This is a genomic window from Vibrio tritonius, from assembly GCF_001547935.1.
In the GTDB taxonomy this organism is placed as follows: Bacteria; Pseudomonadota; Gammaproteobacteria; order Enterobacterales; family Vibrionaceae; genus Vibrio; species Vibrio tritonius.
This window is the reverse complement of record NZ_AP014636.1, coordinates 1,291,606-1,315,476: the sequence shown is the minus strand read 5'-3', so window position 1 is coordinate 1,315,476 and position 23,871 is coordinate 1,291,606. Positions and strand designations below refer to the sequence as shown.

The following is a 23,871-nucleotide window of genomic DNA, read 5'->3' as shown; positions in this document are numbered from 1 at the left end:
AAGCAAAGTGTCTGGTTTTGCTCATGGCCAGACACTTTGTGGTATCCTGATCGCAAAATCTGTAAAATTGTGTGAAACAACAACGACATTAAGAAGAACGTGAGCGAACAACAACCCGTAAAACGTCGCCGTGGGCGTCCACCTAAAATCGAACGAGAATACTCCGACACCAAGAAAGTCCTTATACACAGTGGATTAGAGATGATCACTGAATTTGGCTTTACAGCGTCTGGCGTCGATGCGGTGGTGAAAAAAGTTCAAGTGCCGAAAGGGTCTTTTTATCACTATTTTAAGAATAAGGAAGAGTTTGGCTCGCAAGTATTGGCCGCCTATGGCGACTATTTTGCCCGCAAACTGGATAAGCATTTATCTCGGATGGATGTCGAACCATTAGAGAGAATTGGTTTGTTTGTGGCGGATGCGAAAGCGGGGATTGAACGTTTTGAATTTCGTCGTGGCTGTTTGGTTGGCAATATGATGCAGGAAGTACCACAACTATCGCAAGCGTTAGCGGTTCAGTTACAAAGCATCATTCTTGATTGGCAACAGAGAATTGCAGCCTGTTTTGCTTTAGCTCGAGCGCAGCAACAGTGGCAATCATCGGCAACCGATGCCCATTTGGCAGCACTATTTTGGTCTGGATGGGAAGGGGCTGTAATGCGTGCCAAGCTCTTTCGTTCCACTCAGCCGTTGGATGATTTTTGGCACTATTTTCGTTGTAGCATCAGTCAATGTTAAACAACCATTCCCACTGAGGTTCCAGCTCTGATCATTAGGCGGATGCGAATGTTGATAAGCAAGACTTTACCATACATGGCAAAGTGCGCGACGGGTGGGATTTCACTTTGCGTTCAGCATTGGCTGGCTTAACGGGCTCATTTTTAAGAGAAGTGAGTTCACCAATTGAGTAAAGAGAACTCAGGATTAAAAATAACCCTGAGTTCTAAAGCGCAAAAACAGAGCTAGTCTTTGTTAATGTCTACTACAACACGTCCTTTCACTTTGCCTTCCAGCAGTTGGTGCGCGGTATCAATCACGTCATTAAAGCCAATGATAGAGCTGGCGGTATTAAGTACCTCTTGATCCACCAGTTGGGCAATTTGTTCCCAAGCTTTCAGGCGTTTTTCATTTGGACACATCACACTGTCGACACCAGCGAGCGTCACACCGCGCAAAATGAAGGGGGCAACAGTTGCTGGGAAGTCCATACCTTGGGCAAGACCACAAGCGGCAACGACGCCGCCGTATTGGGTTGATGCACAAACGTTCGCTAAAGTATGGCTACCTACAGAGTCAATAGCTGCTGCCCAAAGCTCTTTTCCTAATGGACGGCCTGGTTCCGAGAGGGTATTGCGATCAATGATCTCACTTGCTCCGAGTTGACGTAAACGTGCTTCCTCTTCTGGTCGGCCTGTTGATGCAACCACCTCAAAGCCCAATTTGGCTAGGAAGGCAATAGCAAAACTACCTACACCACCATTAGCGCCAGTCACTAGCACTTTGCCGGATTGTGGTGTGATGCCGTTGTTTTGTAGCGCTTGGACACACAGCATGGCAGTGTAACCAGCGGTGCCTACCGCCATAACATCAAAGCTGCTCATGTTTTCTGGAGTGGACAACAGCCAATCGCCATTAACTTTGGCTTTCTCTGTCAAACCGCCCCAATGTTTTTCGCCAAGGCCCCAACCATTGATAAATACACGCTGGCCTGCTTTAAAATTAGGATGGTCACTTGACTCAACCACCCCTGCAAAGTCGATACCCGGCACCATTGGGAAGCGACGCACTACTGGGGATTTGCCACTGATCGCCAAGCCGTCTTTGAAGTTCAGAGTTGAGTATTCGACATTAACCGTCACGTTCCCCTCAGGAAAGTCAGTTTCTTCCAACTGCTTAAATTGGCATTGATATTGGTCGTCGACTTTATCGATATAGAGCGCTTTAAACATAGAGTGTCTACCTTGTGGCTTAATAAGGAGTGATAAGACTAAATAGCATGGTATACAAACCATGGTTTAATTTCTAATTTAGACCGATCGTTTAATAATATTTTTAGGATAAAAGTCAGCAGCATAAGAAGCAAGGATAAATTGCCAGCATCATGAAATAGGGAGAGTGGATTTGACTTGTATCAATTTATCTAATTTTTGCTTAACAGCATTTGTTTTGCTTAAACAATAGACCAAAAAAATGCGCCTACGGATAGGCGCATTTTTAGTCGGTTGGCTAGAGAATGAACAGCCAAGTGAGTATGCGGAGATGAGCTTTACGCTTGGTTGAACGCTGGCTCTCTGTAAGCACCATATTCCGTTCTTAAGCCCATGATTAAACTTACACACATGAGCAGCAGTACAAAGACAAACGGTAAAGCTGTTGCCACCACACCTGATTGCAGTGCTTGAAGAGCATCTTGACCACCGATCCAAAGCATGGCGGCTGCAATCGCACCTTCGATACTTGCCCAGAAAATGCGTTGTGGAATTGGCGCGTCAACTTTACCACCGGCGGTAATGCTGTCGATAACCAGTGAGCCGGAATCCGATGAGGTGATAAAGAAGATCAAAATTAACGCAATTGAAATGACCGAAATCACGCTCCCCATAGGCAGTTGGTCGTACACATAAAACAACGTTAATGAAATATCGGTTAAACCTTTAGTACCGAGTTCACCGATATGGTTTGCTACTTGGTCTAATGCGATACCACCAAAGATACCCATCCAAATCATAGTGACCAGTGTAGGAACAAAGACAACGGCAATCATAAATTCTCGAACTGTTCGACCTCGAGAAACACGAGCAATAAACATCCCGACAAATGGCGACCAAGAAATCCACCAAGCCCAGTAGAAAACAGTCCAAGCATGCATCCAGGTTTCGTCTTCACGTCCGTGAGGATTACTTAGCGGTAAGATCGCTTTTACATAACCTGTAAAGGTATTTGCTAGCGAGCTCCATGCGGTATCGTAGGTAACTGCCACAATAAAGGCGAACAAAGCGGCGGCAAACATCATATTAATGTTACTCAGCACTTTTACACCGCCATCAATACCACGAACCACTGAACCAATAGCAATTAACGTAACGAACACAATGACAATTAACTGCATACCAATGCCGCCATCAGTTCCAAATACATAGTTGATTCCGCTCGTCGCTTGTTGCGCCCCAAGACCAAGCGAGGTTGCTAAACCAAACAGAGTGGATAGCACTGCTAGAATATCAATAACATGTCCTAACCATCCCCAGGCGCGATCACCAAAAATAGGGTAGAAAGCGGAACGCATCGAAAGAGGCAATCCTTTATTAAAAGCAAAGAAGGCTAATGCAAGGGCAACCACTGCAAAAATAGCCCAGCCGTGAATCCCCCAGTGGAAGATAGTTGCGCCCATCGCAAGAGATTTCGCTTCAGGAGTATAGGGTGCAACATTCAGTGGTGTTTTATACCAATCGGTAAAGTAAGCGGTAGGTTCCGCTACTCCCCAGAATAACAGACCAATCCCCATACCGGCTGCAAATAGCATCGCAAGCCAGGAAGCGGTAGAGTGATCGGGTCTTGCGTCTTTGCCACCAAGGCGAATACGGCCATAAGGAGAGACCATCAAAAAGACAGAGAAAATTAAAAAGGCATTTGTTGCCCACATAAACAGACCATCAAACTCATCCATGATGCTGTTTTTCATTTGATTGAGTGCATTGTTAGCGGTGGCAGGATCGACCACGAGTACCGCAATAAGAAAGGCTAGTATGAGGCCAGCACTGATTCCAAAGACGGGATTATGTACATCAAACCCCCATTTCTGCACATTATCTTGTCCCACCTGATAATCGGTGGTTTCGATACTGTATTTTTTCGACACACTTTCCATAAAGTCCACTTTTGTTTAGTAATCGATACATTGTGCCCATTTTTATGCCGCTTTTTTAAAAGGATACTCAGCATAAAAATTAGAGTACAAACTGTTTTACATGGCAAATGTTACCAAAATTTAACAGTGAAAGGCAAGTTTTAGCCAAATTCTATTGTTTTTACTGGTTTTGCATCCTGATAGGGGTGCTTAAAAGTAATGAGGACAAATGGTTTTAGCTCGATGTATTTTCTGTGGTGTTTACTAAGTAATTTGTGTTTTGTTGAATAATGCCGAAGAGAGTTTGATTGGTGAAAAAAAAAGCACGAGAAAAAACTCGTGCTCTTGGTCTGTAAAGGAATCTGTTTTTGCTATTTGCCAGCAACCCATTGATGTTTGGTTCTCACGCTTGACATTAGCATGTAGACACAAGTAGCCATCAAAGTGATGAACAAATAGGCCATAACGCCTTGGTGTCCTTGCATAAACCAATCTGCTGCTATTGGGCCTAAAACCGACCCAACGCTGTAGCTAAACAGCATCGCTTGAGTTGCAGAAACAATATAGCTGGAATCCAGATTAGCACACGCTAAATTGATCGCAATAGGATAGAGAGCAAAGGTTGATACACCAACCATAAATAAACAGATAGTGAGAGTTGCTAAGTCTGGAACCATCATACTTACAATTGCTGCAGCGGCCCCCAACAAGCAAAGTAGTGCCATAAGAAGGGTGCGGCCCATAATGTGTGACAGCCAAGGAACGATGGGTTGGATCGCCATCGCGCCCAAAATAACGATAGCCATTAAAGTACCTAAGTCCGTATGGCTAATGCCACGTTGTTGTAGCTCAAGAGGCATCAAACCATAAATGGCACCAGTGGCTAGACCTGAAACCAAACAACCGATGATGGCTGGATGGCTTAACTTCGAAATTTGGCGTAATGACAGGCTAGTGCCACTGCCAACGGATGGTTGAGCACCTTTGCTAAAACGCAAAATATACGTTGCGATGAGCAGTAACGTGCCAATGGCAATAAATGGAGCAAGTCCATCAACGCCGATAGAGGCAATGCCTAATTGGCCAAACGCAGTACCACCGTAGAGAGACACCATGTAGATCCCAAGGCGTTTCGCGCGCCCTTTTTCGTCCCCATGAAGTAACCATGACTCAACAACGACAAATACACCAGCCACAGCAATACCTGCAACAAAGCGGAAACATAACCACGCTATGTCGTTCACTACCCAAGGTAACGCCAAGCTTGAAACCATCAAGACAGTTAAGCACACCATAAATGCATTACGATGTCCTGCTTTATGGACAAACTTCTCCATGCACAAAGCCCCAAGGAAATGGCCTACGTAAAAAGCGCTAGCGAGCCAGTTCGCCATTGAACTGTCAAGGCCATAAACTGGAAGCATAAGAGGTATTAAGCTCATCAAATAACCAGACGCAACGGCGTACAAAGTTAACGCAATCACTGGAATAGAGATGCGTGGAGATGTGCCAACAGCAAGGGAAGTGTTCAACGGTGTAGCCTCGAAATCAGAACAGAAACAGAAAAATCGCGGCGACTATGGATCTATCGTATGCAAACGTAAAACGAAAAATAATGACCTTGTCGATTAAAGATTTTTATCGAGGTGAAATGTCTTAAATGGAGAGAGGAAAGTTGGCATCTTGCAGCATAATATGCCAACTTTTGACTAGAGATTATTTGTTAAGAGCCTCATCAAGCCATTGGCTAAAATGACTTTTTGGTAGTGCACCGTTGAGCGTGTCGACACGTTGTCCATCTTTAAACAGCATGATGGTTGGAATACTGCGAATTTGAAATTGCGCGGCCAACTGTTGTTGTGCTTCCGTATCGATTTTTACGAAACGTATCTCGCCAGAACGTTCTTCTGCAACGTCGCTAAAAACGGGGGCGAAGCCAACACAAGGGTTGCACCATGGTGCCCAAAAGTCGATAACGACTGGCTGTGGGCTTTGCAGCAATGCCATGAAGTTCTCTGATGTTCCTTCAATAGGCGCGCCGTCTAAAAGGTGAGCTTGGCATTTGCCGCAATGTGGTTGTTCAGCGATACGTTCGTTTGGTACGCGATTGAGCCCATGGCAAGATGGGCAACGAGTGGTAAATGTAGTCACTTTCTTTCTCTCTTCTCTCTGTTCAGCAGCTTTGACTGATACTGCTTATACTTAAAAACGTAATCACAGCCCACCATGTCAATTGTTGATATCTGTGTGAGTGTTGAGCTGGTGCACTCGATATGGAAATGGTGGTGATGAGCTAGTTTATATTGATTACAGGCTTCCTATCTTGGGGCACTAGTAAGATTTAACAAGAGTAAGTCATTTAGGCAAATGCTGATAAGCATCCGTTTGATGAGTAAAACTGAAGCACAACTTGGAACCGTTATTTAGCTAATGATTTAAAGAGTAAAGCTATCACGAGTTCTGAAGTGACAAGGAGAAGAGATGAATCGCTATGCTGAAATCACTGGCTGGGGAAAGTGTTTACCGCCAGCGCGTTTATCAAATCAAGATATAACCACTTTTTTAGACACTAGTGATAAGTGGATTGTCAGTCGTACAGGAATTGAAGAGCGGCGAATTAGCCACGTAAATACGTCAGATTTGGCAACGGTAGCAGCTCAACGAGCCATTGCTTGCGCAGGACTCCTTAATCAAGAAATCGATTTAGTGATTGTGGCGACGTGCAGTGCTGATACTTTGATTCCTAATGTGGCATCGAAAGTCTGTCAAAACCTGGGGTTGAGTGCCGCAGCCTTTGACTTAAATGCGGCTTGTACCGGTTTTGTTTATGCGCTTGAGACCGCAACGCGATTACTGCAGGCTGGGGCGTATCATCATGCTGTCGTAATTGGGGCAGAACGGCTCTCATTTTTTATCGATTGGACAGAACGAGATACAGCAGTATTGTTTGGCGATGGAGCGGGCGCTGTGGTGTTGAGTCATAGCGTGCACGAATGTGGTTTATTGCAAAGCCATCTAGGTTGTGATGCTGGTGGAAGAGATATTCTGTCGGTACCATCCTTCGGTACTGGTATGGACCGTTTTGCCGCTGACAATGGATTTTGGGAGTTTAATTTTGTTGGCAAAGAGATTTTTAAACGCGCGGTAAAAGGCATGGGCGCGGCGATGAATGAAATTCTTAGCCGAGAAGGATTAGCGCTTGACCAAATCGATCAGTTAATTCCACATCAAGCCAATTTGCGCATCATTCAAACCCTGTGTGATTTAGCTCAAATGCCTTTGGAAAAGGCATTTGTGAATATATCCCAGTATGGAAATACCTCGGCAGCTACTGTCCCTATTGCGCTGTGTGAAGCGGTAGAACAGGGAAGGGTAGAGCCTAACGCAAATTTAGTGCTAACGGCGTTTGGTGCTGGTTTGACTTGGGGAGCTGGACTTGTTCGCTGGGGAAATAGGGTAACGCCTATCGCCAACAGCGATGCCAGCTTGCCAGAGTGTCAAGCGACGGCATTAGAACTGATTCAGCCGACTTTAACCGCGTGCAAAGCTAACAAGGAACGCGAGAACAACGTGCAAGAATAGCTGAGGGATAAAAGGCTAAAGCTCTCTCCCTCTTATCTATCCACCTACATTAGGCTAATGCCATGGCCAATAGCGATACAGGGTGAAGCACCTCTTTATCCGTGTTCTCTTTTAGCTGCCATTGGCAGGTTTCACAGTCGGTAATCACATAGTCGGCTTGCTGTGAGTTAACGGAATTGAACAGCGTCGCCCCAATGGCAATAGAGGTGTCGTAGTTTTCCGTTTTAAATCCGTACGTACCGGCGGATCCACAGCATTCACTGTCGAGTTGGATCAAGTTGAGCTGCGGGATCTGCCGCAACAATTCAAGTGTGAAAATGACATTACCGCTGCGTTCAAGATGGCAAGGTGTGTGATAGAGCACGGTTAAAGGCAACGGTTTAAGTTTGAGCTGACGACCGCTCATTATTTGAGTAAGCAAGTATTTGGTGATGTATTCGATACGTTCACTTAGTGCTGAGTTGTCAATGCCCAAAACGTGGGGATATTCGCTTTTTAATGCGAAAGCACAGGTTGATGATGTAGACACCAAATGCATATCATTGTCTTGGAATGCTTTGGTAATGTATTCAATATTATACAGCCCGTTTTTGCGCGCTTTTTCATGAAAACCATTGGCAATCAAAGGAACGCCACAGCATTTTTCATGCTCAAGAAGCTGCATGCCTATCCCCATTGCGTTAAGCACTTTGACTAAATCCTTGCCTAGTTGGGGTTGGTTGTTATTCACAAAGCAGCCATGAAAGAACAACACTTGTTGTGCAAAGTGGCTTTGATCGGGACACGATTGTTTAAACCAGTGGCGAAACGTTTGGCGTACATAGTTAGGCAGTTGCTTACGCTTGTCCACTCCCAAGGTATGGTGCATGGCCTTTTTTACTAAACCTAAATGGGTCATGGTGTTAACTAGCGGCGCTAACGGTGCAGCAATAGCTCCCATAAGGTCGGTGTGACTGAGAACATAGTCACGTACTGTTTTAGGGCTTGTTGGATGGCGACCATAGCGTCCGCGCGCAATCGCAATTAAATCACCAATATTTACCCCAGAAGGACAGGCTGTTTCACAGCGCTTGCAGTTGGTGCAGTATTTTAATGTCTCGTCATAGTAGCTAGGTGATTTTAACCGTAACCTTTCCCCGTCTGGCCCACACTGTTTGGGGCCTGGATACAATGGGTTGACCTTAGCCACAGGGCAATATGCCGTACAGACAGTGCATTTTATGCACTGTTCGAAAGAGAGGTTGCGGGGGGCTTGAGTGGAATACATGGTACTCATAAAATTGCCTCGCTAGTGTGAGTAGCTTGCGGAGTCAAAAGCATTTGCCGCGCCGCATGAAAAGCTGTTGCGATAGCGACACCGCCACCACATCCCTCAAATACAGGATCATAATTGGCTAACATAGCGCCGCAGCAATAGAGGTTAGAGACTACTTTGCCTTGACGATAAGGACGAAGCTGGGCATCGGTTTTGACGCCAAACGCAACAAATGGATGAGCTTGATTGCCGGCAAAACGAGGTTGATACCAATTCCCTTGTTGGTAATTAGTGTCCATTTCTAACTCGAATATGGGTTCACGAATCTGATGGTATTCAGCTTTTAATCCCTGACTGAAATAACTGCCCGTTGCCATAATAAATCGCTTGGCGTGAAGCTTAGTGCTACCCAAATGAGCGGTAGAGAGGTTGACCAATTTGTTATAATGGAACTCCCCGTTAGTGACGCTGTCACCACGCAAGAGAGTGCCACCTAAACGACGAAACTCTCGCAGGAGCGCTTCTTCAATGCGAATACCAAGTAATGATGGAGGCATAGCGGCGACCTCATTAAAGGTAAGCCCTGTGATTTTATGCAGTTCTGAGAGTTGGATTAAACCGTCGCCATTTCCTAGTATCGCTGGTAGTACCACCAGATCATCGGCATTGGCAAAGTGATTGAGCTGTTCACACCAATGCTGCCAGTTGGCTTCAATTCTGAGCTGATGCGCTAGATCTAGCGCACGCCAATTGTGATTACCGTTAGGACGCACTGGCAGCGTAATGAATTGGCTAACGATAGGTGTGTTGGCAAAATCGGGGTGAAGCGACAAATTATCGCGAATCATTTGTGGGCTAAAGTCACGATAGCCTTTGACCGAAATAACGACTATTCGTTTAAACGGTACGTGATGACGGTGCTGGTAAACATAAGGCTGAGATAACCAAGTGGATTTTAATGTGCCTAACGCCGTTATTCTAAAGTGATTTGCTTCATCTGCTTGATGGGTGAGCGGTATGCCACATCCAGCCATCATTTCACTAAACCAAGTTAAACTGGCTCGAATGGTTTCAATGCCAACCCGATGATAGGGGTGAGTGGGACGCAACTGAAATAAAGTCGGCATACTTTTAAACGGGTGACTAACCGGTGCGCCATCGGGTAATCGACTCAATACGTCAAAAGATCCGGAAGCGAAATGCATTGCACTCTGTCCCTGACTAATTAACACCGTACGCTGCCCATGAGATTGGCTGTAAATCGCCGCGGTAAGGCCAGCAATGCCTGAACCAATGACCGCAGTATCATAGTGAATCATCAATGCGCTCCTTGTTTGTTTTTGGTGGACGAAAGTGTGGTCGGTAATCCAGATATACCCATAAGGCCTTCGTATAACCAATAGCTGAGCTCGGTTTCTCTGAGTGCGTCGCCCCAAAATATAGGTTGTGTTCCTTGCCAGCGTTCTTGTAGAAATTGTTCAAGAAGGTGGCTGGCTTGGTTGCCGTCTCGTTGGCCAATATCACAAAAGAGCTGCGCCGCGCGATAACTGCACAGTTCACCTTGGCAGGGCCCCATACCTAAACGGGTGCGCCTACGTAAATCGACCAAATCTTGCACTTGCAGTTGATTGATGGCATAGCCGATTTCCCCAGCGGTCACCATTTCACATTCACAAATAACGGTTTGATCCTCGGCATCGGACGTTAAAAAATGCGAAGCTTGACTGCCATGACGATCAATCGCGGCCTGATAAATAGGGATAGAAGCATGAGGGTGGTCGCTCGGAATAGGTTCATGGGTTGAGCCGGGCAAAGGCAGAATATGGGTTTGACAAGGAATTGAATTGCCAAGCTTTTGCGCCACTAAATCGGTCGCTTGTTCGGCCATCAAACGGTAGGTCATTAATTTCCCGCCCGTGATGGTGACCAAGCCATCTAAGCCGTCACGAGTTTTATGATCGAGTAATACAATCCCACGAGAAATATTACGCCCACTACCATCATTATCCACCGACACTAAAGGTCGTACACCAGCATAAGCTCGTAGCACGCGAGCGTTAGCCATACTAGGACAAAGCTTAATGCCTTCATTCATCAGTAACTCGACCTCTTTAGCGGTCACGGTCGGTTTATCAATGTCATGATAATCAATATGTTCTGACGTGGTGCCAATCAATGAAATGGTGTCGCCTGGAACTAAAATATCGGCATCGGCAGGTTTTCGGCAGCGATTAATGACGAGATTATTCAAGCGGTAATCAAAAATAAGCAGTGATCCTTTCGCTGGAAACATGGTCAAAGGAACACCTGCCATTTGGGTGACTTGCTGTCCCCAAATGCCGGCAGCGTTAATAACTTGCTGGCAACGAATTTCAAATTTCTGATGAGTGAGTTGATTTTCACATCGTACACCTACAATACGCTCTTGCTGGCGGAGTAGGCCTATGACGCGAGTGTGATTGAGCAGTGTGGCGCCATGTTGCTGGGCGTCCAGCACATTCGCAGAGCACAATCGAAATGGATCTAGCGTTCCGTCAGGGACTTTGACTGCACTTTTTAAAGTCGGATTGGCATTCGGTTCCAAGCGCAACGCTTCTTCTGCACTCAGCAACTGGGTGGGAATGCTGGCATGATGACAAGCCTTGATAAATTGCTCTTGATAGTCGAGGTCATCCTCTGGCAGTGAAATAAACAGGCCGTCAGACTCTTCTACGCAATGGCGCGCAATGTGACGTAAGGTTCTGTTTTCTTGAATGCACTCCATGGCGGATAAAGGGTCTGTTACAGCATAACGTGCCCCAGAGTGAAGTAGGCCGTGATTGCGGCCAGTCGAACCTGCGGAAATGTCGAGGCGTTCCAGCAAAATACAACGAATATTGCGTAAAGCACAGTCGCGCATGATGCCCGTTCCGGTGGCGCCGCCACCGATGATAACCACATCGGTCTCAAGAGAATTAGGGTGCGTCATAGTGTTGCCTTAACCTTTATTTTATTAAGGTTAATTTTTGCATGATTACTATGGGTTGTTAGCTAGTCAGCTCACAAAAGTTCGAACGAACATTTTTTAGTGAAAATAACTTGTTAAAAAAGCGATAGAAATCCCATTTATCCCTGTTTATCTCAAACGGTAATCCGATATTAGTAACAATTTATGTAGCTTAATTGTTAACTGGTGGTGATTTTCTAGCGTTCGAATTATAAAGTGAACGTATGCAAATACACTGATGAGCTGATGCTTATCTTGATTAAATTGTTGTTTTGTATTGGTAATGTGACGCTAGAGTAAGTCGGGGAGAAAAGTTTAGGTTACGCTCTATGGAGTGGAAAGGAGAAAAGGATGATGTGTTTAACAAAAAAGATGCTTAATGTTAACAAATTCGTGCTCGAATGCTCATATTTGATGGTTGTTAGTTTTCGAATGCTGTGGGTTTAGGCAAGATACACCGTGAACAAACCAGTTCAATCCACTCACAGGACACTTACGATGACAACTAAAAAACAACATACCCTACTCGGAGAGTGTATAGCAGAGTTTATTGGCACGGGCTTGCTGATCTTTTTTGGTGTAGGTTGTGTCGCTGCCATGGTGTTGGCTGGCGCACAGTTTGGCCAATGGGAAATCAGTATTGTATGGGGCTTTGGCGTTGCAATTGCCATTTATTGTACCGCTGGCGTCTCCGGAGCACACTTAAACCCTGCTGTAACCATTGCACTTACTCTGTTTCAAGGCTTTGATAAACGTAAAACATTACCCTTTATTTTGGCACAGTTTGCTGGTGCATTTTGTGCGGCAGCCTTAATTTACGGTTTGTATCACAACCTATTTATCGATTATGAAGTGAACCACCATATTGCTCGCAGTAGCCAAGCAGCATTAGCGACAGCGGGTATCTTCTCTACTTATGCGATGCCCTCTATCTCTTTTGGCGGTGCAGTGGCTGTCGAGTTTTGCATCACTGCGGTATTGATGTTTACCATCTTAGCCCTTGGTGATGAAAACAATGGCGCGCATCGTAACGCAATGAACCCACTTTTGATTGGTATTGTAATTGCCATTATTGGTGGCTCATTAGGTCCATTGACTGGGTTTGCCATGAACCCTGCCCGTGATTTTGGCCCCAAACTGTTTGCTTATTTAGCTGGCTGGGATTTTGCCATGACGGGGGGCAGAGACATTCCTTATTTTATTGTTCCGATAATTGGCCCCATTTTTGGAGCCTGTTTTGGGGCTTGGGCTTATCCGAAATTTATTGCAGCGTATCTCCCAAGCCAAGGTGTGGGTTGTACCATTCCCAACCAATGTGATGATGCGTCTTCTAATGAGCAAGCCCACGTATAAACGAGGGCAAACGAAGCACGATGCTTCTTAATGATAACAAATGGCCTTACTGTGTATTTGTAAAACAAAAACCAACGTGAAACTGACAGGATAACAAGATGACTGAGCAAAAATATATTGTCGCCCTTGACCAAGGAACCACTAGCTCTAGAGCTGTGGTGTTGGACCACAATGCGAATATTGTCAGTGTTTCTCAGCGTGAGTTTACACAGATCTACCCAGAATCTGGATGGGTTGAGCATGATCCAATGGAAATTTATGCCACCCAAAGCTCAACATTGATTGAAGCGCTGAACAAAGCTGGTATCCGGAGCGATGAAGTGGCTGCGATCGGTATTACTAACCAGCGTGAAACCACCATCGTGTGGAACAAGGAAACCGGTAAGCCTGTATACAATGCGATTGTATGGCAATGCCGTCGTACCGCCCCAATATGTGAAGAGTTGAAAGCGCAAGGGCTTGATCAGTACATTCGTGAAGAAACCGGTCTGTTAATAGACCCTTACTTTTCAGGGACTAAGATCAAATGGATCTTAGATAATGTTCCTGGCGCTCGCGAAGATGCAGAAGCGGGTAAGTTGCTTTTCGGTACTGTCGATACTTGGCTAGTGTGGAAAATGACGCAAGGTCGCGTTCATGTGACTGACTATACCAATGCATCTCGTACTATGTTGTTTAATATTAATAATCTGCATTGGGATGAAAAGCTGCTTAAAGCATTAGATATTCCGCTTAACATGATGCCAGAAGTAAAACGTTCCTCAGAAGTGTATGGAAAAACCAACATCGGTGGTAAAGGTGGGACTCGTATTCCAATCGCCGGGATTGCGGGGGACCAACAAGCTGCTCTTTACGGCCAAATGTGTGTGCAAGCGGGACAGGCAAAAAACACCTATGGCACAGGCTGTTTCTTGCTGATGAACACAGGGAAAGACAAAGTGACTTCGCGTAACGGTTTGGTCACCACCCTAGCTTGTGGGCCAAAAGGCGAACCAGCCTACGCGCTCGAAGGCTCAGTCTTTATGGGCGGAGCTTCTATTCAGTGGTTGCGCGATGAAATGAAATTGCTTCGTGATGCCCGTGACTCTGAATATTTTGCCAACAAAGTGGATACCTCAAATGGTGTTTATGTCGTGCCGGCATTTACTGGGCTAGGCGCACCGTATTGGGATGCGTATGCGCGTGGAACGATTGTTGGTTTGACTCGTGGTACCAACGAAAACCACATTATTCGAGCTACGCTAGAAAGTATTGCTTACCAAACGCGTGATGTACTGGATGCGATGAAAGCCGACTCTGGTATTCGACTCTCTGCCTTGCGTGTCGATGGCGGTGCTGTAGCAAATAACTTCTTAATGCAGTTTCAAGCCGATGTTTTGGATACCGAAGTTCATCGTCCGAAGATCACCGAGGTCACAGCATTGGGCGCCGCCTATCTTGCGGGTTTAGCGGTTGGTTTTTGGGATAATCTTGATGAATTGAAAGATAAATCTGAGATTGACCGCAGTTTTATCCCACATCAAGACGAAGAAAAACGCCAACGTCGCTACAAAGGCTGGAAGCGTGCCGTGAAATGTGCACAAGCATGGGCGCGGATCTCTGAAGAAGACGACGATTAAAGCTTAATAGGGCAGAGTCTCTCGTTCTATATTGCATAACAAAAAGCCACCGCAATGTCGGTGGCTTTTCTATGTTAAGTTACCAAGCATTAAGCCGCACTGTGAATTTCAGTTTTATTTGCTCGTCTTAGCTTAGCTAGGTAGTAAATGTTCACAACCGCGATAAACGCATTGGTTGCAACCACTGGCCATGCAGCAATCATGCTGGCGTAAATGCAAAACAGCACGCAACCGATAAAGTTAATGATGCGTAGTTTAACAATTTCTTTCATCGTCAAAGACAGTGCAACCATGATTGATGCAGCGTATCCCATAATTTCGATGGTGTTTATGTCCACGTAGAGCCCCTTAAATTGTCCGAATAAAAAATGCCACTATCGGACCAATCTTCTCTGCTTGAGAATCTCGAGGTACCCCAAAATAAGCGGTAATGATATCGCTTTTGTCATGGGAGCGTTCCTTGCCTCGAATGGTCTAGCTATACCTATAGAGTGATAGGAGTGATGGTTCGGGTCGCACTATACCAACACTGAAAGTGTGATTATAGACACAAATTTATGTAATGTTAGTGTAAGCGATTGCGCAATCGTTTGTTTGATTTTGTATGGGTATTTATTGCCCATCACATGATGGCAAAAAGAAAAAACCCGCACTTGGCGGGTTTGATTTCTAAATGACGATTCTGATTAAAAAAGCAAAGTTATTTTTTGCCTTGAGCCAGTTTGTCTTGTTCTGTTAAGTCAGAAATACGACGGCTGATGTCACGACGTTCTTTAGAAATTTCAGCACTTTTAATGATGTGGTCATCAACACGGTCTTCGTAATCTGACTTCATGTTTTTAATGATAGCGATCACTTCTTCTTGAGTCATATCAGGCTTGATGTAGTCAATGAGGTTATCTAGAAGATCAACACGTTTACGGTTGTCACGAACCTTTTTCTCATTGTCTAGGAGTTCACGTTTAAGTTTGTTTTTGCGACGAGCAAGGCTTACGATTTCAAATACGCTATTCATAGGTCCTTTTTCCTATAATGTCTTCTACTGTCAATGATTAAACCACATAGTATCGTTTCATAACAGCTTTTAGATCAAACCCCAAAGCGGCTTGGTTAAATAATAGACAGTTAAAAGTAAGGGTGATTGTACTTCATTGATGATGCGCTATATGATGGGCGCAATTTATGACGAAGCTACGATTGCACTATGTTTCATTCCGACATCGTTGTTATTAAACAAGATAATCAAGAACCAGAGCAACAACAAGATTCAAAAACAACTAAATTAGGTTGTGCTTATATTAATGAGCGTGAGCGCCTTGAGATGACTGAAATTGAACTCAATCGGTCCAAAATCGTCATGGTGGATGCAAATGGACGCATTATTAAGTTGTCTTTGAATCTGGAACATTAAAATTACAATAAGGATAACGCTATGAATATAGAGTTAACTGCTCTTGAGGCCCGTATCATTGGCTGTCTTATCGAGAAAGAGATCACCACGCCAGATTATTACCCGCTCTCTTTAAATAGCTTAACAACGGCCTGTAATCAAAAGAGTAACCGAGACCCTGTTTTGGCGCTAACGGAAGCGGAAGTACAAGATGCGGTTGAAGGGCTGATTGCTCGACATTTGGTGAGTGATGAAAGCGCATTCGCCAGCCGTACCCGTAAATATCAGCACCGTTTTTGCAATACTGAATTTGGTGACCTGCAATTAACTCAACAAGAGCTAGGCATTGTGTGTTGCATGTTGTTACGTGGGCCACAAACTCCAGGTGAGTTACGCACCCGAACCAACCGTTTGTGCACTTTTACCGATGTCAAAGAAGTGGAAGCTGTGCTGGAGCATTTGGCGCAAGACCATACCAGCGGTGTGTTAGTGGTAAAATTACCGCGTGAACCTGGCAAGCGTGAGTCTCGTTATCAGCATCTGTTTTGTGGCGAAGTGGACATCAGTGCAATGGAGGTCACATCTCAACCAACGGCAGTGGTGAACAACGATGAAGTGACAGCACTGCGTGAGGAAGTGGCAGATTTACGTGCCCAAGTGGAAGCGCTGACGTTACAAGTACAGCAGTTGCTCGATCAATAAGAGTGAGTGCATTAGAGAAACAGTGGTGGGTGTATCTAGTTCGCACCCATCGCAACGCGCTTTATTGTGGTATTACAACCGATGTCGAAAGGCGTTTCACTCAGCATTGCAATGGTCGGGGAGCCAAAGCTCTCAAAGGAAAAGGGCCACTTGAACTCGTTTGGAGTGCGCAGGTCAGTGACAGTAAAAGTGAAGCCTTGAAATTAGAATGGCAAATTAAACAACTGACCAAAGTGCAAAAGGAAAGCCTCGTATCGGATGGGGAGTTGTTCAAAGTTCTGCTAAATAAAGTGAGATCAATTTCACATTAAGCCAATCTGTCATTGAACTTTCGCTGGCAGCCTCCGAATTGCTATTACTTTTAATGATGAGTCAATCTAATAAGGTGATAAGCAATTATGATTAAACCAACTTCAATCGTCGTTGCGTTAGCGCTGGCGCTAGGTGCTGTGACATCCGTTCAAGCCGCGAGTAGTGTCGCAGACGCGCGCGGCAATGCCATGGGAAATACCGGGGTGACTACTGCGGATTACCTCCTGGCTCCTTTCTACAATCCCGCGCTTACTGCGGTTTATCGAGATAATGATGATATCGGAATTTTGCTGCCAGGTGTTGGGGCAACGGCGCGTGATACCGATGAAACGCTCACTACGCTGGACGATTTGCAAGATGCCATTGATGATTTTGATGACAACCCTAGCCCTAGTACTAGTGACGCCGTAGAATTGAACGGCTATCTTAATGATTTAGAGAACAACAAACCACTCACAGTTACTGCCAGTTTAGGTGCAGCTATTGCGCTGCCTATCGATGCCATTTCGTTTAATTTATTCACACGCGCCTACGCAGAAATCATTGCGGATACCGATATTGCTGCTGATACAGGGAATGATGCTGGCAATGTTCGTACTCGTTATCAGAACTCACAAGTCGATTTGATTGCCTTTGGGTATACTGAAGTTGGTCTCGCGATGGCAAAGAAAATCGACTTTAATGGCCAAACCTATGCTTTTGGAATATCGCCCAAAGTTCAACAACTGCGAACTTATAAAGATACGGTGACGGTCGAAGATTTCGATTTAAGTGATTACGATGAGAGCAAGAAAACCAAATCGGCGTTTAACCTAGATTTAGGTGTTGTTTGGATGAAAGAGAGCTATCGAGTCGGAGTTGCTGTAAAAGATGTGTTTGGCCAAGAAATTAACACGTATGATGACTCAAATACCTATGAGCTTAATACCCAAGTAACGGTATCGGGTGCTTATGTAAGCCAGTTCTTTACCGCTGCCGTGGATGCCGATGTGACGCCACAAAAGCGCTTTAACGGCAGTAACGACGACACCCAATTTTTACGTTTTGGTATAGAGGGTGATGCTTGGGGATGGGCTCAGCTACGTGCGGGATATGAAGTGGATCTGAAAAATAACGTCGATAATGCGATTACAGCGGGTATAGGTATCAGCCCGGGCGACCTTGTTAGTATTGACGTTGCGGGCTTGTACGCCGGTGAAAACCAATATGGTGTTTCTGCCAACTTAGCCTTTACCTTTTAATTAAATCTATTGAGCGGTTTGATATTAAGGCTCTAATTTATACCCAAATAGATTCTCGCTGAAACAGCATTTTGAGGTTACTTGGGTATACAGTGCGGATAACAAGTTTTTTTGTTACCCGCACTATCATTTAGAGTCTATATGTTTCATAATTCACACGAGCGCTAGCCCTTTGCAGTAAAGGTTTTTCATTCTTATTGACCACGGGTTAATGTTCGCAGAACTGCTCAAATACCCAATTGACCTCAAGATCAATTACAGAAAGAATGGTCATTTCCTTTCAACGTAATTGGGGTATAAAAGACCATAATAATGAGAGCTGAATGATCAAACGCACCATTACCTTTTGTTTACTTCTTATGTCAGTGTTTCCTCAGCTTGCGGATGCATCCCAAGTGCTTAAAGGTTATTGGCATTATCGTGAGTTTCTAAGCCACAATCCCGATCAGCAAATGTTGACTGATAAAATGGTGAAAACGGTACGTCGCGATCCTGTCCCTCTCACTATAAAACAAACACGTCCAATCACCATTTCAGTGGTTTTCCCTGGGCAACAAATCTCGGATTATTGGGTTCGTAACATCAAAGCCTTTGAGCTACGAATGCAGGAATTGGGCATCGTGTATCAACTTAATCAGGTATTTACGCGTCCGAATGTGGATGCTAGAGAGTTGAGTTTGTCGCTAATGGAAGCGATAAAAGCCAATTCGGACTATGTGATTTTCACTCTTGATACCACACGTCATCGCAAATTTATCGAACATGTTTTGCAATCATCAAAAACCAAGTTGATTTTGCAAAACATTACCACGCCAGTTAAAGCGTGGGACAAGCGTCAGCCCATGATGTATGTCGGTTTCGACCACGAGCTTGGAACCGCAAGATTATTCGATTACTACCAAAAACTCGAACCTGCGGGCAGTGAATATTCAGTCTTATACTATTCTGAAGGTTATATCAGCGCCGCTCGTGGCGATACGTTTATTCAATCATTGCAAACTTTAGGTCGCTATCGACTCGCATCGTCATACTACACCAAAGCCACTGAAGCGAGTGGTTACCAAGCAACATTAAATATCGTAAAGAATCATCCTAACATTAAATTTATATACGCTTGTTCAACCGATATTGCTTTAGGAGCGATCAAGGCACTCAAGGAACTCAAACGCCAAGATATTGTTGTAAATGGCTGGGGCGGAGGTTCTGCTGAGCTCAATGAAATTGCTAAAGGCGATATGGAGGTGACGGTAATGCGTATGAATGATGATACGGGTGTCGCGATGGCCGAAGCGATCAAGTGGGACTTAGAAGGCAAGCCTGTTCCTACGGTTTATTCAGGTGGCTTTGAAGTCGTGACTAAGAACGACAGCCTTGATAGAGTTAAACGTCTAGAAAAATGGGCGTTTCGATATTCGGATCGCTAGGCAAGGACATTTGAGTGAGTGTGATAACCAGCCCTGTAAAACCGAAAAGACGTATCGCGAACTTTATTAGTTTTGCGATCGTGGTTGTGCTTGGTGCACTGACCCTCAGCGTATTATTTCAAAGCTATCAAATTAGCAGTCGGTTAATGTCACAAGAGGTATTACGTACCTCGGGACAAACCTCTAATTTAGTACAGAGCCTATTCAATTTTCGACTAGCGACCGTACAAATTCATCAAGACAGCAGTACCCAGAGTCAGAATTTAATCCAATCTTTAGAGTCACGCGATCCGCAGGCAATCGATCAGTACTTTTTGAGTGTTGATCAGCTTGAACTATCTAATACTCCTGATCTCCGTTTTATCACCACCATGGATGGTCTTATTTGGGATGATGGGAATGCGCAATTCTATGGTTTAAGTCAAGACGATATAAACAAAGTGATTCGTCGCGTTGCTTTTAATAGTAACTGGCATTTGATTTCTTCAACGTCGCAGTTAGATATGATTTATCTTATGGTGCGACGCTCGCCATTAATCAATAAAGAGACAGGGGAGGTTGCTGGTTTTCTCTATGTCGCGTTGGTGTTGAATAATAACTACGCCTTGATAGAAACCATGCGCGATGGCAGCAATTCACAAAACTTGGTACTTACGGTGGGCAAGAAAGTGATTGCCTCAACGTTGAATGGTAATGAACCGTATCGCGAGTCGAATGTAATTAAGTCTGGTCAAAGTGATACGCTTTATAACCGCAATATGGTCAGTCGAGCCTCTTTGGAAGTGGAAGGGGTACCCACTTACCTTACGGTTTACTCGGTACAAAACAACCAAAATGCCTTGCGGCTAAGAGATAACTACTATTTCTGGATGATTTTTGCACTTGTTGCCATGGTCATCGTTGCCGCTATTACTCGCTGGTGGATTCAAAGGCGCATTGAATCCGAAATTGCGTGTCTTATGACTTATACCCATCAAGTGGCCGATAAGGGGCGACGTAATCCGTTTCCTGGTTCAACCATTTATGAATTTGACCATTTTGGTCGAACGCTAGAACATACGTTTTCCCGTTTATCTGAACAAGAAAAGCAGTTTGAAGACCTATTCAACTTTACTGTTTCTCCAACCGTGCTTTGGTCTACGGATGGGGAATTAGTAAAAATGAATCCCTCAGCAAAGCAACAATTTTTGCATCAATTTGAAGATGACAAACCGTTGCTTGATGAGTTAACCCGGCAACTTCGCGATCGAATCAGTGAGGCGGCCCAAGGGAATATCATTAAAGAAGTGAATACCGAATTGGGCGGTAAGATGTTCCGTTGGAACCTTTCTCCAATCGAAGTGAATGACCATATTGAGTCAATCATCGCGCAAGGTTATGACATCACCAGCATCACTGAAGCAGAGAAGCAAAGCCGCATCGCTCGTAAAGAGGCAGAGGAATCTGCTCGGTTACGGGCTGACTTTTTAGCTAAAATGAGCCATGAGCTGCGTACGCCATTGAATGGTATTTTAGGTGTGTCTCAGCTTCTTAAACGCACTGTTAATGACAAAGAGCAAGTCGAACAGGTGAACGTATTGTGCAGTAGTGGTGAACACCTACTCGCGGTACTCAATGACATTTTGGATTTCTCACGCATTGAACAAGGTAAGTTTCGCATTCAAAAAAGTCAGTTCCGTTTGTCTGATGTTGTGTATGCAATAGAACGAATTTACCAGCCTATGTGTAGCGAAAAGGGCATAACACTGCAGTTAAACTCGAATATTGTAGAAGATGTTATGGTGGTGGGTGACCAGGTACGTATTAACCAGATCCTATTTAACCTACTAAATAATGCCGTGAAATTTACCCACTACGGGGAAATTAGTGTTGACCTCATCCTGTTAGTGACCGAAAGCCAATCAACGCTCAAAGTACGGGTTAAAGATTCTGGGATTGGAATTCGTAGTGAAGATATGCGCATCATCTTTGAGCCGTTTGTTCAGGCAGAGTCCACCACAACGCGAGAGTACGGTGGTAGTGGATTAGGATTAGCCATTGTGAATAGCCTAATCGAAATGCTAGGTGGGTCGATTAAGGCACAGTCTGAGTTTGGTAAAGGAACGGAGTTTAATCTGCGTATTCCATTGCCTGTAGCTCAGGTGGAAGTGAGTGACACCGTTGCTAAAGAAGACGTGCAGTTTAGTCTGTTTAATGACAAACCACTTAAAGTGCTGTTGGTTGAAGACAATCACACCAATGCATTTATTGCTCGAGCTTTTTGTAAGAAATATGGCCTAGAAGTAGAGTGGGTTACTGATGGCGTTCAAGCGATCGATAAAGCCAAAGAAGAACCGTTTGATTTGATCCTTATGGATAACCAATTACCTTATCTTGGCGGGATTGATGCCACTCGGGTAATTAAACAAGAGTTAGGTTTACCAGCCGCTGTTTATGCTTGTACCGCCGATGGTATGGAGTCTACACGCAATGCCTTTATTGCCGCTGGAGCGGAGTATGTATTAGTGAAACCGCTTAAAGAAACGAGTTTGAATGAGGCGCTCCTTTACTTTAAACAGCAGCGCCTGACCACTTAAGCCATCGCGTGGAAGAGGAAAACTAGAAACCGAAGCGTACGCTCAGTGCAATTTGAGGTCCCCAGATACCCGCATTGCGGCTTTCTAGGGCGACAGATAATTGATCGGTGGAATGAAAACGAAGGCCAGTAATAAACACAGTACTTTCCGCTAAACGACCCAAGCGAACACTTCCTTCTAGTTGATCAGCAATCCAAAGTCGTGCGCCAACACTTATTTCAACTTCGGTCGTGTCATCGCCACCATCTTCAGCGTCCTCACGGATTTGGTGAAGTAATGCTTCACCAAAGAGATCGGCGAATGCACCAAATGGACCGTTAAATCCCATTCCAGCGGCTAAATCCCAATCCTTGTTAAAACGTGAATCGCCACGCACGACAAAATGAGAATTGTCGGTGTAGTAGGTGCTCATCTCAATGCCTGAAGATTGTGGGCCAGCCGTCGTGCGAACTTCGAGAAAGTTATAATCAAAATTGTTTGCCGCTGCCGCACCCGAGAATGCACATGCTGTTGAGAAAAGGGCGACCAAACACGATTTTTTTAACATGATAGGCATTCATCCTGATTGTGTATAAAACCTAAAGATAATTCAAAGACCTGCAATTCACAGGGCAAGTTTAACTCTAGACTATTTTCCTGTGGTTTTTACTACAAAATCAATGATGAATGCCTAATTACTTAAAAAAATACTGATATTTACATTACTTGTAGGTAGTCAACCTCGATTTCTGGTTGGCGATGGTTCTCATATTCACCATAGAGACGCACTTTGGTTTTGGCATCAATAGGGCCTGTGTGGCGCATATCATCGTCTAACTCAACGCGAATTTCGTGTTGGCCATCGGAGAAGAGAAACAGGTTCTCTTCTAAACGTTTTACTAAATGTCCTTCAACAACGACGTCTCTGTCCGAGAAAAAGCTGTCGTCATCGAGTAACGATTTTACTGGGGTGATCTCAACAGGTCCCTTATATTCAATGCCACGTCGGTGATCTTTGTCATTGGCAAAGCTAAGAGTCGGAGCAGCAACTAAAAGAGCAGCGAGGAATAGTGTTGTTTTTTTCATGGGGTAATCCTTTTTATTGTTGAACAATGTGTTAACGACAAATGGGTTTGTCATACTTTGCTGGTGTCGCTCAGTGGGTATATAAAAACATATGCTTATTGAACCTAGCGTGAGTCGTTAATTCATATACTGTTCATCTCTCCCTGAAGTGGTGAATACCAGATAGGCAATGTGAAGGTAACAGAGGTGACTTTTGCTATGATAGACATGCGATTATTATGCAAATTTGCACGTAACCAATGAATATTTGTGATTTAATTCTACTTTTTGCTTGTTTCCAACTCGGAAACTGACCTTTTTCATTTCTTCACAGCAAGGGATGGGATAAGTGATTGAAGTAATAAAGAAGCGATATTTTGCAAGAACGTGCTGATTTACAGAGCGTTTAAAGCGGATTTGATGGATTTTTGTTCAATCATGGGTGGGAATTGATAAATTTTAACGTGCTTCTTTTGGCTATAGCGGAAAATGGAAACATTGATTTCGCTTGAAATGTCGCAAAAAAATGATGTAATGGGC

The 23,871-nt window shown here is 44.5% G+C and carries 21 protein-coding genes; 10 read left to right on the top strand and 11 right to left on the bottom strand.

What is annotated here, in order from left to right; genetic code table 11:
- The first annotated feature begins 99 nt into the window (after positions 1-99).
- Positions 100-738: an acrylate utilization transcriptional regulator AcuR gene (acuR, locus tag JCM16456_RS21135; RefSeq protein WP_068718204.1), complete on the top strand. Its 639-nt coding sequence runs from the start codon at positions 100-102 to the stop codon at positions 736-738.
- A gap of 224 nt (positions 739-962) precedes the next feature.
- On the opposite strand, the gene acuI is transcribed toward acuR, so the two are convergent.
- The 4 genes from acuI to trxC all read right to left on the bottom strand — a co-directional run bounded on the left by acuI (position 963) and on the right by trxC (position 5,998).
- Positions 963-1,949: an acrylyl-CoA reductase (NADPH) gene (gene acuI, locus JCM16456_RS21130; protein WP_068718202.1), complete on the bottom strand. Its 987-nt coding sequence runs from the start codon at positions 1,947-1,949 to the stop codon at positions 963-965.
- 317 nt (positions 1,950-2,266) lie between these two features.
- Positions 2,267-3,868 (bottom strand): BCCT family transporter, encoded by a 1,602-nt coding sequence (locus tag JCM16456_RS21125; RefSeq protein WP_068718200.1) that lies wholly within the window; start codon positions 3,866-3,868, stop codon positions 2,267-2,269.
- A gap of 350 nt (positions 3,869-4,218) precedes the next feature.
- The gene (locus tag JCM16456_RS21120; protein WP_068718198.1) at positions 4,219-5,379 is read right to left on the bottom strand and encodes an MFS transporter; all 1,161 of its coding nucleotides are present in this window, start codon (positions 5,377-5,379) and stop codon (positions 4,219-4,221) included.
- A gap of 184 nt (positions 5,380-5,563) precedes the next feature.
- Entirely contained in the window at positions 5,564-5,998 is a 435-nt protein-coding gene (trxC, locus tag JCM16456_RS21115) for a thioredoxin TrxC (RefSeq protein WP_068718196.1), read from the bottom strand.
- Positions 5,999-6,328: 330 nt separating this feature from the next.
- On the opposite strand from trxC, the gene JCM16456_RS21110 reads away from it, so the two are divergent.
- A complete protein-coding gene (locus JCM16456_RS21110; RefSeq protein WP_068718194.1) occupies positions 6,329-7,429 on the top strand; it encodes a ketoacyl-ACP synthase III in 1,101 nt (366 codons plus the stop codon).
- 49 nt (positions 7,430-7,478) lie between these two features.
- Here the strand turns inward: JCM16456_RS21110 and glpC are convergent, their stop codons facing one another.
- Genes glpC through glpA form a run of 3 tightly spaced genes read right to left on the bottom strand, consistent with a single transcriptional unit; the run spans position 7,479 to position 11,652 of the window.
- Entirely contained in the window at positions 7,479-8,705 is a 1,227-nt protein-coding gene (glpC, locus tag JCM16456_RS21105; protein ID WP_068718192.1) for an anaerobic glycerol-3-phosphate dehydrogenase subunit GlpC, read from the bottom strand.
- Entirely contained in the window at positions 8,702-10,003 is a 1,302-nt protein-coding gene (gene glpB / locus JCM16456_RS21100; protein ID WP_068718190.1) for a glycerol-3-phosphate dehydrogenase subunit GlpB, read from the bottom strand. Before glpB ends, glpC begins: the two co-directional genes overlap by 4 nt.
- Positions 10,003-11,652, bottom strand: a complete 1,650-nt coding sequence (glpA, locus tag JCM16456_RS21095) for an anaerobic glycerol-3-phosphate dehydrogenase subunit A (RefSeq protein ID WP_068718189.1) — start codon at positions 11,650-11,652, stop codon at positions 10,003-10,005. Before glpA ends, glpB begins: the two co-directional genes overlap by 1 nt.
- 516 nt (positions 11,653-12,168) lie before the next feature.
- Here glpA and JCM16456_RS21090 point away from each other — a divergent pair.
- Together JCM16456_RS21090 and glpK are read left to right on the top strand one after the other, a co-directional pair.
- The gene (locus JCM16456_RS21090; protein ID WP_068718187.1) at positions 12,169-13,023 is read left to right on the top strand and encodes an MIP/aquaporin family protein; all 855 of its coding nucleotides are present in this window, start codon (positions 12,169-12,171) and stop codon (positions 13,021-13,023) included.
- A 98-nt stretch (positions 13,024-13,121) separates the two neighbouring features.
- Positions 13,122-14,642: a glycerol kinase GlpK gene (gene glpK, locus JCM16456_RS21085; protein WP_068718185.1), complete on the top strand. Its 1,521-nt coding sequence runs from the start codon at positions 13,122-13,124 to the stop codon at positions 14,640-14,642.
- A gap of 89 nt (positions 14,643-14,731) precedes the next feature.
- On the opposite strand, the gene JCM16456_RS21080 is transcribed toward glpK, so the two are convergent.
- On the bottom strand, positions 14,732-14,956 hold the full coding sequence (locus JCM16456_RS21080) for a hypothetical protein (protein ID WP_408068394.1): 225 nt from the start codon (positions 14,954-14,956) through the stop codon (positions 14,732-14,734).
- 386 nt (positions 14,957-15,342) lie between these two features.
- Positions 15,343-15,657 carry a DUF496 family protein gene (locus JCM16456_RS21075; protein WP_068718181.1) on the bottom strand — a complete coding sequence of 105 codons (315 nt, stop codon included), beginning with the start codon at positions 15,655-15,657 and terminating at the stop codon, positions 15,343-15,345.
- A 189-nt stretch (positions 15,658-15,846) separates the two neighbouring features.
- Between JCM16456_RS21075 and JCM16456_RS21070 the strand changes: the two genes are divergently transcribed.
- The 6 genes from JCM16456_RS21070 (at position 15,847) to luxQ (ending at position 22,287) form a co-directional block, all read left to right on the top strand.
- Positions 15,847-16,053: a hypothetical protein gene (locus JCM16456_RS21070; protein WP_068718179.1), complete on the top strand. Its 207-nt coding sequence runs from the start codon at positions 15,847-15,849 to the stop codon at positions 16,051-16,053.
- Between the two features lie 21 nt (positions 16,054-16,074).
- Positions 16,075-16,734 carry a YceH family protein gene (locus tag JCM16456_RS21065; protein WP_068718177.1) on the top strand — a complete coding sequence of 220 codons (660 nt, stop codon included), beginning with the start codon at positions 16,075-16,077 and terminating at the stop codon, positions 16,732-16,734.
- Positions 16,731-17,045 (top strand): GIY-YIG nuclease family protein, encoded by a 315-nt coding sequence (locus tag JCM16456_RS21060; RefSeq protein WP_068718176.1) that lies wholly within the window; start codon positions 16,731-16,733, stop codon positions 17,043-17,045. The genes JCM16456_RS21065 and JCM16456_RS21060 overlap by 4 nt, the downstream gene beginning before the upstream one ends.
- An 87-nt stretch (positions 17,046-17,132) precedes the next feature.
- On the top strand, positions 17,133-18,287 hold the full coding sequence (locus JCM16456_RS21055) for a conjugal transfer protein TraF (protein ID WP_068718175.1): 1,155 nt from the start codon (positions 17,133-17,135) through the stop codon (positions 18,285-18,287).
- Between the two features lie 326 nt (positions 18,288-18,613).
- Positions 18,614-19,711 (top strand): substrate-binding domain-containing protein, encoded by a 1,098-nt coding sequence (locus JCM16456_RS21050; RefSeq protein WP_404819184.1) that lies wholly within the window; start codon positions 18,614-18,616, stop codon positions 19,709-19,711.
- Between the two features lie 14 nt (positions 19,712-19,725).
- Positions 19,726-22,287: a quorum-sensing autoinducer 2 sensor kinase/phosphatase LuxQ gene (gene luxQ / locus JCM16456_RS21045; RefSeq protein ID WP_068718172.1), complete on the top strand. Its 2,562-nt coding sequence runs from the start codon at positions 19,726-19,728 to the stop codon at positions 22,285-22,287.
- 22 nt (positions 22,288-22,309) lie between these two features.
- On the opposite strand, the gene JCM16456_RS21040 is transcribed toward luxQ, so the two are convergent.
- Positions 22,310-22,834 carry a hypothetical protein gene (locus tag JCM16456_RS21040; RefSeq protein WP_068718170.1) on the bottom strand — a complete coding sequence of 175 codons (525 nt, stop codon included), beginning with the start codon at positions 22,832-22,834 and terminating at the stop codon, positions 22,310-22,312.
- Between the two features lie 149 nt (positions 22,835-22,983).
- A complete protein-coding gene (locus JCM16456_RS21035; RefSeq protein WP_068718168.1) occupies positions 22,984-23,352 on the bottom strand; it encodes a YgiW/YdeI family stress tolerance OB fold protein in 369 nt (122 codons plus the stop codon).
- Positions 23,353-23,871 lie beyond the last annotated feature (519 nt).